Origin of the sequence: Streptomyces sp. NPDC057271, from assembly GCF_042668715.1 — a bacterium.
In the GTDB taxonomy this organism is placed as follows: domain Bacteria; phylum Actinomycetota; class Actinomycetes; order Streptomycetales; family Streptomycetaceae; genus Streptomyces.
In genome coordinates this window covers 63,584-74,362 of record NZ_JBHUYJ010000005.1, presented here as the reverse complement: position 1 = coordinate 74,362, position 10,779 = coordinate 63,584, and the positions used below count along the sequence as shown (strand labels likewise).

The 10,779-nt window shown below is 69.9% G+C and carries 13 protein-coding genes; 11 read left to right on the top strand and 2 right to left on the bottom strand.

Translation table 11 applies throughout. The annotated features are described in order from the left end of the window. Positions 1–125 precede the first annotated feature (125 nt). Positions 126–419 carry a hypothetical protein gene (locus ACFUJR_RS03925; protein WP_383178258.1) on the bottom strand — a complete coding sequence of 98 codons (294 nt, stop codon included), beginning with the start codon at positions 417–419 and terminating at the stop codon, positions 126–128. Positions 420–656: 237 nt separating this feature from the next. Between ACFUJR_RS03925 and ACFUJR_RS03920 the strand changes: the two genes are divergently transcribed. From ACFUJR_RS03920 to ACFUJR_RS03905, 4 genes are all read left to right on the top strand, one after another. Then, positions 657–1,064 (top strand): hypothetical protein, encoded by a 408-nt coding sequence (locus ACFUJR_RS03920; RefSeq protein WP_383178255.1) that lies wholly within the window; start codon positions 657–659, stop codon positions 1,062–1,064. 106 nt (positions 1,065–1,170) lie between these two features. Beyond that, a complete protein-coding gene (locus tag ACFUJR_RS03915) occupies positions 1,171–1,767 on the top strand; it encodes a phage tail protein (RefSeq protein ID WP_383178252.1) in 597 nt (198 codons plus the stop codon). Between the two features lie 226 nt (positions 1,768–1,993). Beyond that, positions 1,994–2,284 (top strand): hypothetical protein, encoded by a 291-nt coding sequence (locus ACFUJR_RS03910; RefSeq protein WP_383178249.1) that lies wholly within the window; start codon positions 1,994–1,996, stop codon positions 2,282–2,284. 65 nt (positions 2,285–2,349) lie between these two features. Then, entirely contained in the window at positions 2,350–2,694 is a 345-nt protein-coding gene (locus tag ACFUJR_RS03905; protein ID WP_383178247.1) for a hypothetical protein, read from the top strand. A 269-nt stretch (positions 2,695–2,963) separates the two neighbouring features. Here the strand turns inward: ACFUJR_RS03905 and ACFUJR_RS03900 are convergent, their stop codons facing one another. Next, entirely contained in the window at positions 2,964–3,164 is a 201-nt protein-coding gene (locus ACFUJR_RS03900) for a hypothetical protein (protein ID WP_383178244.1), read from the bottom strand. Between the two features lie 295 nt (positions 3,165–3,459). Between ACFUJR_RS03900 and ACFUJR_RS03895 the strand changes: the two genes are divergently transcribed. The 7 genes from ACFUJR_RS03895 to ACFUJR_RS03865 all read left to right on the top strand — a co-directional run bounded on the left by ACFUJR_RS03895 (position 3,460) and on the right by ACFUJR_RS03865 (position 10,653). Further along, positions 3,460–4,083, top strand: coding sequence for a hypothetical protein (locus ACFUJR_RS03895; protein WP_383178242.1), 624 nt, complete (start codon positions 3,460–3,462; stop codon positions 4,081–4,083). Positions 4,084–4,092: 9 nt separating this feature from the next. After that, on the top strand, positions 4,093–5,292 hold the full coding sequence (locus tag ACFUJR_RS03890) for a phage tail protein (protein ID WP_383178239.1): 1,200 nt from the start codon (positions 4,093–4,095) through the stop codon (positions 5,290–5,292). Continuing rightward, the gene (locus tag ACFUJR_RS03885) at positions 5,289–6,575 is read left to right on the top strand and encodes a tape-measure protein (protein ID WP_383178236.1); all 1,287 of its coding nucleotides are present in this window, start codon (positions 5,289–5,291) and stop codon (positions 6,573–6,575) included. Before ACFUJR_RS03890 ends, ACFUJR_RS03885 begins: the two co-directional genes overlap by 4 nt. Before the next feature lie 35 nt (positions 6,576–6,610). Continuing rightward, positions 6,611–7,546 carry a phage distal tail protein gene (locus ACFUJR_RS03880; RefSeq protein WP_383178233.1) on the top strand — a complete coding sequence of 312 codons (936 nt, stop codon included), beginning with the start codon at positions 6,611–6,613 and terminating at the stop codon, positions 7,544–7,546. A gap of 61 nt (positions 7,547–7,607) precedes the next feature. Then, positions 7,608–8,819 (top strand): hypothetical protein, encoded by a 1,212-nt coding sequence (locus tag ACFUJR_RS03875; RefSeq protein ID WP_383178230.1) that lies wholly within the window; start codon positions 7,608–7,610, stop codon positions 8,817–8,819. Between the two features lie 8 nt (positions 8,820–8,827). Next, positions 8,828–9,934, top strand: a complete 1,107-nt coding sequence (locus ACFUJR_RS03870) for a hypothetical protein (protein WP_383178227.1) — start codon at positions 8,828–8,830, stop codon at positions 9,932–9,934. 2 nt (positions 9,935–9,936) lie between these two features. Further along, positions 9,937–10,653, top strand: a complete 717-nt coding sequence (locus ACFUJR_RS03865; protein ID WP_383178224.1) for a hypothetical protein — start codon at positions 9,937–9,939, stop codon at positions 10,651–10,653. Positions 10,654–10,779: the final 126 nt, after the last annotated feature.

Here is a 10,779-nt window from a genome sequence, read left to right as displayed (position 1 = left end):
GGGGGGGGGTGGGGGGGGGGGGGGGTGGGGGGGAGGGGGGGGGGGGGGTTTCTCCGGAAAGGAAGGAAGAAGGAAAGGGGTCGCCCCCCCCGGTGGGGCCTCCCCCCTCTTCCGTCTGTCCCGGGTCATGATCCGGCATCCCCCTCCGGGTGTGTCCGAAGGACCTGGCCGCTCGCCTTCGCTCCGCCGCGAGCGGCCTGGGCCGGTACCGCGCGCAGGGCCTCCTGCCATCCGCTGGCGAACCCGCGGATCTCCGCGTCGACGGCGAGTCTCGCACCGACCTTCCCCACCAGCGCGGTCAGCGTGCGCGCGACCTCTCCCGTGTACGTCCCGGCCTCCCCCGCCTCGGCGGCGACCTCCACGGCTGCCGCGACCACTTCGGCCAACCGCTCCTGCGCACTGCCCCCTCCGCTGACCACACACACCCCACCTTTCGAATTCTTGTTCGAACTCCTGAGGGTAGCGCCCGGCTGGTGCGATCAACCACTCACCACGCACACCGCGAACGATCGATCTCGCACGAAAGAGTTGCGCGCTCGCACGATCTCAATCACAATAGGTGCAGCGGCGGAGCTGTGCCCGCATCCCTCCAGGGCACGGCTCCGCCGTCGTGCTCTACGTCAGGTCCCCATCCCCAACAGGAGTGATGCCACGTCATGAGCTCAAGCCCGAGCACCTTCCCGGACGTGGAGGCCATCGTCGTGGACCTCCTCTCCGACCGACCGGAGCTGGCGGACGCGATCGTCGACGAGACCCCGCCGGCCGGCTTCGACGGCACCCAGAAGGCGGTGATCGTCTCCCGTCGCGGCGGAGCCTGGATCGACGACCTCCATCTCGACCAGCCCCTCATCGAGCTGGAGTGCTACGGCCCCGACAAGCCGACCGCCCACCTGCTCGCCAACGCCGCCCGGGCGGAGCTGCTGCACGCGGCCGGCACCACCTACGGCACCACGTTCATCAGCGATGTCGAGGAGGCCGACGGCCCCCGCTGGCTGCCCGACTACGTCTACACCGCGGCCAACCGCTACCTCTGCGTGCTGCGGTTCTCCCTGCGTACGGGCTGACCCTCCGCCCGTACCCCCACAGACCAGGCCTCGCCGACCGGCGGGGCCTTTGCCGTACCCACGGCAGGAAATCCCGGCACCACCCAACCCATCACAAGGAGTACCCATGGCAGGCAACAACGCCTCCGAGATCCGCGTCGCCGGCACCGGCCGCATCCTCGTCGCCGAGGTCGGCGCGACGCTGCCGACCACGTTCACCGACAACCCGGCCACCGACTGGGGCACCGGCTGGACGGACCTCGGCTACACCTCCACCGACGGCGTGACCTTCTCCAAGAAGGACAAGCTCGACCCGGTGGAGACCTGGCAGTCGATCAGCCCGGCCCGGTTCGTCTACGCGGACCGCGACCTCACGCTGAAGTTCTCGATGCTGCAGTTCAACGAGGACACGCTGCCGTTCTTCCTCGGCGGCAAGAAGACGGACTTCCGCAACGACGCCACCAACAACCCGGGCGTCTACGAGTTCGACGTGCCGGACGGTCCGACCTTCGACGAGCGGGCGCTGGGCCTGGAGTTCACCGACGGCTCCGCGGTCACGTACCGCTTCGTCATCCCGCGCGGCCAGGTGACGGCCACCGACGACCTCAAGCTCGCCCGCAAGGCCGCGGCGATGCTCGGCGTCACGTTCACCGCCCTGTCGCCGGGCGAGGGCCAGGCGCTGGCCACCTTCGTCATGAAGGACGGGGCCTACGCCGCCGTGTAACACCGCGCCGGGGGGGGGGTGTCGGAAAACCCCCCCCTTCCCCCCCCCCCCCCCCCCCCCCCCCCCCCCCCTTCCCTCCCCAAAAAACCCCCCCCCCCCCCCCCCCCCCCCCCCCCCCCCCCCCCCCCCCGAAGGACCCCCCGCGGGCGGTGCTCCCCCACCCCCCTCTCCCTCCCCCCCCCGCCACTCCAGCCCCTCTCATCCTTGCTACGTACGGAGAACACCCATGGCTTCCTTCGACGTCAACGCCGCCCGCGCCCAGCGCATGGAGGCGCTCGGCCGCTCCTGGTCCTTCGAGCTCGACGGCGACACCTTCGAGCTGCCCACCGAACTCTCCCGTTCCGTCGCCAGGTCCCTGCGCGGGCTCGACGACAACGACGTGGACGGACTGCTGAAGCTCCTGATGGGCGAGGAGCAGTTCGGGCGCTTCGAGACCCACGACATCACCATGCAGGACATCGCCGCGATCCTTGAGGCCTACGGCAAGGAGACGGGGCTGGGCCTGGGGGAAGGCTGAGCCTCGACGCGTTCGTAGCCGAACACGCCGAGGCCCTGGAAGCCGACCTGCTGCGGCACTACGGCGTGGACCTGCTCGACTGGCACCGCGGCCGGCTCTCCTCCCGCCGGCTCGCGGTGCTGGTCAAGCACATGCCACAGGACAGCGCCGTGGGCCGCGAACTGAACGGCGAGGACTCCCAGTGGACGGTCACCGACTATCTGCTGGCCGCCGCCGTGGACCATCTCGCCGCCGCGAACTGGATGTTCGCCTCCGTCAACACGGACGAGGACTCCGACCCGCCGGAGCCTCCGGTCCCGGTCCCGCGACCGGGCGACGACGACCGCCCGTCGAACGCGGACGGGACGACTCCGGAGGAGCCGGAGCCCGAGGGCCCGAGCCGGGCGGAGCTGATGCGCTTCTTCGTGTGAGCCGTACGAGCGGGCACGACGATCCGGCGCCGACCCGCACGAGGAACGCGATCCCCGTCGCCCCCGGGAGTGACGCGAGGGGCAGGGGTGCGAACCGGCTCCGTCGCCGACCGGGTGGCACCACGGTGCTGTCACGACACCGGGCGTCGTGGGCGGCGCCGACGCTGCACGACACTCGGTCGCGGCCGGCCCCGCCGGCGACAGCCATGGGCCCGGTGCGGGCGGCTCTCGCTACAGCGGGGCCGACTCGCGGTACTGGCGGCGCGGGGTCAGCCGAAGAAATCGGCGATGAACAGCACACCGGTCAACGCGAGCCACAGCCCGGTCAATGCCAGAGCCGGCACAAAGACGACCGCCACGCACGCACGGATCCCGAAGAAGTGAATCGGCCATCTGTCAGAAATATGCGGCCTCTCCGGCAGATAGATCAGAGGAACCGCACCACCCACTGACGGCAGCACCTCTCCCACGGCATCCACGGTGACCCGGTGAACTCGTCCTGACGGAGCTTTGTATCCCACAACGACACGACTTCCGTCACGATTGCTCGTATAGCCGAGACATTCACCGTCGATTCGCACTCCATTCCTCCTGAGAAGGAACTGATTCACCGCTCGTCGCGCCATCCACTGTGCGCCCCAGAAGACTGCCCAGGACACGAGGAGCAATAGAAAGCCCAGCACAGGGCCGCCAATTCCACCCATTCCGCCCCCTACGTCTCACGCGTGACCGGAATGGTATCACGGCGGAAGGATTCTAAACCAAATGCAAAACGAGAACCTCATGACGGAAGATCAGTGGCGAATCATTCGGGAGGTACACGAGAAACTCTCCACCGCCGCCGCATGGCCCGGCGGGACGTTCGACGCCGCAGCGGAAGCGCTCAAGCCACCGGACGGCGAGGACAACGGGATCAACGCCTCTAGCCAGTGGCTGTACTACAGCACTCAGACCCTCAAGTTCGACCCCAGTCTCGTCTCACTCTCTCCCAACTTCTTCGAGATCACTCCGACCGGGATCTCCATCATGGGCAAGGAGCGCATAACCTGGAAAGCGCTCGGCGAGAAACTGCTCGGCAGAGGAGCCGCCGAGGAAGCGGTGGCGGGACTTCTTGAATCCGGCGACACCACCGCACGGGAGCCGGGCAACCGTGCGGACCAGCGCCGGCAGGAGCTGGACCAGTTCACCGAGATCCAGCAAATGATCGGCCGAATTGAACGGGATGTCCGGAACAAGGAAGGGCAGATCCGGCAGGCTGAGCGGATGGCCAGGCAGGCCCAGGGTGAACATCAAAGGGCATTCCTTTCCATGCGGAACATCCGGCAGGCCGAACTGCGGGGTTTGCAGCAAGAGCTAGACCGGGTCGCCGCCGTACTGGACGGGAGATAAGAGGAAACCATGTCTTTGGTGAGCTCTCTCGGTAGAGCATCGACAAAACTGAGCGCTTTCAGGCGGGATGCAGATTCCGCAGGAAAAGCCACCATCGGGCTGCAGCGCGGAGCCAAGACCGGCGACCGTGAGCTCAAGAAGATCAAGTCCTCGGCCTCCGGATCCGCCCGCGAGCTGCAGAAGATGCAGCGCGCCGCGGACAAGGCCGAGCGGTCCATGGCCAAGGCCGGCAAGACCGGTCAGAAGAGCGGCACCCAGGTCGGGAAGTTCAAGTCCGGCGCCGACAAGGCGTCCAAGGGCATGAAGGGCCTGAACAAGTCGATGAAGGGCAACATCATCGGCACCCTGCTCTCGCTCTTCGCCCCGCTGATCGAGAAGGTGGTCGAGATGGCCACCCGCTCCAAGACCATGCAGAAGATCCTGAAGGTCGCCTTCAACGCGATCAAGAAGGTCATCAGTTCGGTCATGAAGGTCGTCGGCCCGATCATGAAGAAGGCCGGCCAGCTCATCAAGAAGGTCTGGGACGGCATCAAGAAGGCGATCACCGTCGTCATCAAGGCCGTCGCCAAGGTCATCACGACCTACTTCAACGCCTGGAAGAAGATCATCACGACGGTCATGAACGCCGTCAAGAAGGTCGTCACCAGCGTCTGGAACGGCATCAAGAAGGTCATCACCCCGGTCGTCAACTGGATCAGAAACGTCGTCCCCCGCGCCTTCACCGCCGTCAAGGACAAGCTCTCCCGCATCTGGGGCGGCCTCAAGGACATCGCCGGCCGCGCCTTCGACAAGATCAAGGGTGCCGTCAAGGGGCCGATCAACGCCGTCATCGACCTCATCAACTCCGCCATCCGCAAGCTCAACGGGATCAAGGTCAAGATCCCCGGCTGGGTGCCCCTGGTCGGCGGCAAGACCTTCGGCGTCAGCCTGCCCACCATCCCCCGCCTCGCCCAGGGTGGTGTCGTCCAGCCCCGCCGGGGCGGCGTCCACACCATCGTCGCCGAGGCAGGTGAGGCCGAGGCCGTCCTGCCGCTGTCCAAGCTGGACCGGCTGATGCGCCACACCGCGCGGCGCGCCCGCGCCGAGGCGCTCAACGCCGGCACGGGATCCTCCGCCGGATTCCAGATCGAGAACTACTACGAGGCGTCCTCCAGCGACCTGCGCGAGACCGCCCACGCCCTGCTCTTCCTCTCCAAGGCACGCGGATGAGTGCCGCGGCGCTCGCCCCCCGCCTGGACCCGCTCGCCGGGGTGGCGGGGGCGCTGACGGGCTTCCGCGCCCGGCTCGGCGAGGCGGGACGGGCACTCAAGGACATCGGGGTCTCCGCCCGCCGGGCGGGTTCCGCCATGGACGGGATCAGGGGCGGCGCCGCCTCCGCCGGTACCGCGCTGCGCCAGGTCAAGACCCGCGCGGAGGCCGCCGGAAGGTCGCTCACCAAGACCGGCCGGACGGCGGGCACCACCGCCACCCGGCTCAAGGGCACGGGCACCAAGGCCCGCGGGGCCACCCGGCCGCTGAACTCCCTGGCGTCCGGCTCCGGCCTGTTCGGCTCGATGGCGGGCCTGCTCGGCAAGGCGTCGGGCACGGTCTCCACCCTCATGGGCCTGCTCGGCGGCGGGCTCACCGTCGCCGCCGGCGCGATGACGGCCGTGAACGTGGCGATGCGCGCCAACCCACTCGGCTTCGTCCTGGGACTGATCGTGCCGATCGTCGCCGCGATCATCACCTTCGCGCTGAACTCCGAGACCGGCCAGAAGATCATGAAGCAGGTCTTCGACCAGGTACTCAAGGTCTTCCGGGCGATCGGGAAGTTCCTCACCCCGGTGATCCAGGCGTACGCGAAGGTGATCTCGACCTACTTCACCGCCGTGAAGACGATCATCACGGGCGTGGTGAAGGTGGTCGGCGGAGCCCTGTCCAAGGGGTTCGACGGCGCCCGCTCCGCCATCTCGGCGGCCACGCGCGCCGTCACCGGTCTCATCCGCGCCGCCTGGGGCGGCTTCAAGAAGGTCATCCAGCCCGTCCTCGACTGGATCACGAAGAAGATCCCCGACATGTTCACCCGCGTGAAGGACGCCATGTCCGGCACCCTGCGCGGCATCGGCGACTTCGTCACCAGCGGCATGCAGAACCTGCTGGGCGTCATCAAGGGCCCACTGAGCGGTCTGATCGCGTTCGCCAACTGGGTGATCGACGGCCTCAACAGCATCAGCGTCAACATCCTCGGCAAGAAGTTCGGCGTCGACCTGCCGAAGATCCCCCAGCTCGCCGAGGGCGGCATCGTCCAGCCCTCGAACGGCGGCGGCCCCGGATCCGTTCGTCCGCTGGCCTCCCTGGAGCGGCTCCGGCCGGCCGAGACCGGACACCGCACGCCGACCGCGACGCGTCCCGCCGAGCGGGCCAGGCTGCACGCCTACCACGCGGCCGAGGGGCGCGGCCCGCTCACCGTCGCCGCCGACCTGCTGTTCCTGCACCGGACGGCAGCAGCCTGAACGCGCCCCCGAGAGAAGTGAGGTGACGGCCCGTCATGGCCGAGACCACAGACACGTACGCGACCGATACGGCACCCGGCTCACTGATCACCCGCGACGGGCAGATCCAGTGGGCCGGACTGCTGATGGGACCCGGTACCCCGTATCAGATCGACCGCACCGGCATCACCGGCTGGGACGACCTGCCGGTCCTGGACACCGGTGACATTCCCCGCCCCGACCAGCACGGCTCCTGGCCCGGAGCCCGCTGGGCCCAGCCCCGGCTGGTCGGCGCGACCGTCTGGCTGTTGCCGGACTCGGCCGCGCGGGCCCACGAGGTGACCGCCGACTTCCGCGCCGCGACCGGCGCCGACGGCGGCGAGCAGTGGCTGGCCGTGCGCCTGCACGGCGAGACGCTGGCGGTACGGGCCCGGCTCAGCCGCAAGGTGGTTCCGCAGGACCGCTCGTACGTCCGCGGCGGAACCTCGAAGACCAGTCTGCAGTGGACCGCGACCGACCCACGGCGCTTCGGCGCGAGGCTCCTCCGGGGCGAGGCCGTCCTGCCCGTCATGGAGCCGGGGCTTTCCTGGCAGGGCCCCGCGGGCAACGGCCTGGAGTTCCCGCTCGACTGGGGTGGCACCGGCGTCGCCGGCACCTTCACCGCGGTCAACTCGGGCTCGGCGGCGAGCCATCCGGTCATCGAGTTCCGGGGGCCGCTGCGCCGGCCGACCCTGACACGACTGGCCGACGGCCGGCAGCTCCAGTACGACATCGTGCTCGGCTCCCAGGACGTCCTGACCGTGAACACCGAGGCGGGCACGGTCCAGCTGAACGGAACCACGTCCCGGCTCTACACCGCCACCCCCGCCTCCGCGCCCGAGCAGCTCTTCGCCCTGGCGCCCGGAAGCACCGCGCTGGCGTTCCGCTCCAACGACACCACACCGGACCCGGCGGCCAAGGTGACCGTGCTGTGGCGCGACGCCCACTGGTGAGCACCGGCCGCGCACCGTCCCCGTCCCTCTTCTCCCGTACCCCTTCACCCAGGAGGACAACATGCCCGTGCGCAGCGCATGGCTGATCAACCGCACCGAGACCGAGTCCGGCCAGTCCCGCACCGACACCCGGCTCGCGCCCGTCGGCACCCTGGCCCCGACCGGCGCGCTGACCACCGCCTCCGGCATCATCCCGGGCTCCCAGGGCGGCCAGTACCTGATGTCCGCGCTGTACGTCTTCGGCGACACGGCCGGGATGACCGCGAACGTCGCCCCCGGCCGCGCCGTCATCCAGGGCAGCGACGCCGCCGGCGCGTACCCGGTCGTCCTGACCGACTACACCACGATCACCTTCGACGACGGCGACGCGAGCAACCCACGCATCGACCTCGTCGTGCTCCGGGTCTACGACGCCCAGTTCGACACCGTCAACGGGCGTACCGAGGCGGTCCTGGAGATCGTCAAGGGCGCGCCGTCCGCCACCCCCGAGCCCCCGCTCCTGCCGGACGTGTCCCTCCCGCTCGCCCAGGTCACCGTCCCGGCGGGCGCCTCCGTCGGAACCGGCGGACTCGACTGGGCGACCGCCGTCTACGACCTGCGCCACACCACCGTGGCCGTCGGCGGCATCCTGGCCGAGGGCTGGAGCCGGGACGTGGACGGCGGCTACACCGGCCAGTACCGCGACACCTCGACCCAGCTCCAGCGCTGGGACAGCAACCGCTGGGTGTCCTACCCGCGTCAGGTCGGCGGGATCGCCCCGCAGGGCGCGCTGGCGGCCGGCGAGTACACCGGCCAGTACCGCGACGAGGCGGGCAGGCTCCAGCGCTGGGACGGCACCGTGTGGCGCCCGGCCACCGCCGTGCCCTCGAGCGCGTTCGCGCACCACGGCGACGGCGGCTACTGCTCCTCCACCACCTGGGTCGAGGCGGTCACCGACACCGCCGGCCCCACCATCACCGCGACCTTCACCGTGCCGGTGTCGGGAGCGGTCCTGGTCACGGTCGGTTTCTGGGGCAGCGTCGCGGTCGCCGGCGAGTGGGGCCGGATGTCCGCCAACATCCGGAAGAACGGCGCACTGGTGCTCGGCGCGCACGAGGTGCGCTCGGCACAGGTCGCGAACAAGGGACACGCCCAGTCGGCCTCGTACACCTTCCGGGTCAGCGGCCTGGAGGTGGGTGCCACGTACACCGCGGTCTCCGCGTACTGCTCCTCGGCGACGAGCAGCGCCGTCTGGTTCGACAACCGCTTCATCCGCGTCGACCCCGCCCTGTGAGGAAGGCCGTGAGCAACTCCCCGACGACCCCCGCCTACCGGGCGCTCTTCTGCGATCTGCGCTCCGACCGCCTGCTGGACGTGCTGCCGCTCACCGAGGCGAAGTTCGACGACTTCATCGGCAAGCCGGGTTCGCTCACCGCGACGGTCCCGCTCCCGGACGGCACGCTCGCCGCCCGGGCGCGGGCCGCCCTCCAGCCGGGCCGCACCGCGGTCTGGCTGGAGCGGGACGGCGACATCTGGTGGGGCGGTGTGCTGTGGACGTGTACGCCGGTCTCCGACGAGCAGGGCCGTCTCCAGGTCCAGTTCCAGGCCGGCACCTTCGACTCGTACCTCGATCACCGCATCCTCTCCACGGATCTGATCGGCACGGGCGCCGACCAGTTCGACATCGCCCGGCTGCTCGTCGCCCACGCCGAGGAGCAGCCCGGCGGACGCATCGACATCAGCCTCGGCCACGAGAGTTCCGGAGTCCGGCGCGACTACGCGTACGCCTACTCCGCGCTGGCCCGGGTCCGTGAACTGCTCGACAAACTGGCCCAGCTGGCCGACGGGTTCGAGTGGCGGATCCACTGCTATCGCGACGCCCAGGGACGCCGCGTCAAGCGACTCCAGCTCGGGCATCCGACGATCCAGACCGGCCACACCGACATCGTGCTCGACCATCCTGGCCAGATCCTCACGTACAGCCTGCCCACGGACTCCACGGTGCAGGCGAACGTGTGGGTGGCGCGCGGGGAATCGGCCAACACCGACCAGTCCAAGGAGTCCCAGCCGCTCACCGTCAGTGAGGAGGTGCCCGAAGACCTGCTCGGCGGCTGGCCGCGCCTGGAACGGAGCTCCGACCACAGCGGCGTGAAGGACGAGCAGACCCTGCGCTCGCTGGCCGCCGCGGAACTGGCACGGCAGAACCGGCCCGAGACCATCCCGGAACTCACCGTCGTCCTGGACGGAAGGATCACCCCGGCTCTTCTCGGTGGCCGCATCCGGCTGCGGATCCACGATCTGTGGCATCCGGAAGGCCTCGACCGGCAGTACCGCGTCGTCGGACTGGCGGTGAACCCGCCTCAGCGCACCAAGGCCGAGACGGCCACGCTCTACCTGGAAGGGGTGTAACCGTGGCGATCATCCCCACCGACCTGCTCGACCGCATCCGCGATCTGGAACGCCAGGTCCGCGAGCTGATGGGCAGCGCGAACACCAGCCCGGCGCTGAACCAGATCAGTGGCGGTGAGGTCGTCATCGGCGACGGCGGCCGGCTGCGGGTCCGCACGGCGGGAGGCGAGGACCTCCTCTACCTGGGCAGGGTCGAGCCCGAGCGGAACGAGACCACCCCGCAGCAGGGCCTCGTGGTGCGCCGTGACGACGGTTCGCTGGCCCTGACGGTGTGGACCGGCAGCCCGGACACGCTGCCGGTCCAGCCCGTCCAGATCCTCGACCGGCGGGGCAACGTCGTCGTCGCCGACGACGCCGCCCACCGTGGTCTGGCCCGGCCGTACATCCCGTACCCGGTGCCGGAGCCCGTCGACACCGCACGCTGGGAGTCGACCGGCGCGACCGACTGGGTCACGCTCTACCGCGGCCCCGGCATCGTCCAGCACCCGCGACTGCACTGCCGGATCGCGGCGGCGGGAACGACGGGCGCCAAGGTCCGGCTGCTGGTGAACGGCGACCAGCTGGGCCCGGAGGGCACGGTGGGCACCGGCCTGGAGTTCACGGAGGTCATCGCGGCCGACTACGGCGCCACGGTCACCTTCGAGGTCCAGGCGAAGGTCGCGGCGTCGGGCGACACCGTCCGATGCCGTCCACTGGCCCTGTACGGCATGCAGTCCTGACGGAGGGTGACCCGCCGGGGCGCGGGGGGGGGGGGGGAGGGAGGGGGGAGGCGGGGAGGGGGGGGGGGAGAGGAAGATGGAGTTCGCCGCGCGCCACCGCCACCCCCCCCACCCCCCCCCCCCCCC

What these genes read in the sequence shown, in the direction of transcription:
- ACFUJR_RS03920 (WP_383178255.1), top strand. Translation starts at nt 657, where the DNA reads ATGAGCTCAAGCCCGAGCACCTTCCCGGACGTGGAGGCCATCGTCGTG.
- ACFUJR_RS03915 (WP_383178252.1), top strand. Translation starts at nt 1,171, where the DNA reads ATGGCAGGCAACAACGCCTCCGAGATCCGCGTCGCCGGCACCGGCCGC.
- ACFUJR_RS03910 (WP_383178249.1), top strand. Translation starts at nt 1,994, where the DNA reads ATGGCTTCCTTCGACGTCAACGCCGCCCGCGCCCAGCGCATGGAGGCG.
- ACFUJR_RS03895 (WP_383178242.1), top strand. Translation starts at nt 3,460, where the DNA reads ATGCAAAACGAGAACCTCATGACGGAAGATCAGTGGCGAATCATTCGG.
- ACFUJR_RS03890 (WP_383178239.1), top strand. Translation starts at nt 4,093, where the DNA reads ATGTCTTTGGTGAGCTCTCTCGGTAGAGCATCGACAAAACTGAGCGCT.
- ACFUJR_RS03885 (WP_383178236.1), top strand. Translation starts at nt 5,289, where the DNA reads ATGAGTGCCGCGGCGCTCGCCCCCCGCCTGGACCCGCTCGCCGGGGTG.
- ACFUJR_RS03880 (WP_383178233.1), top strand. Translation starts at nt 6,611, where the DNA reads ATGGCCGAGACCACAGACACGTACGCGACCGATACGGCACCCGGCTCA.
- ACFUJR_RS03875 (WP_383178230.1), top strand. Translation starts at nt 7,608, where the DNA reads ATGCCCGTGCGCAGCGCATGGCTGATCAACCGCACCGAGACCGAGTCC.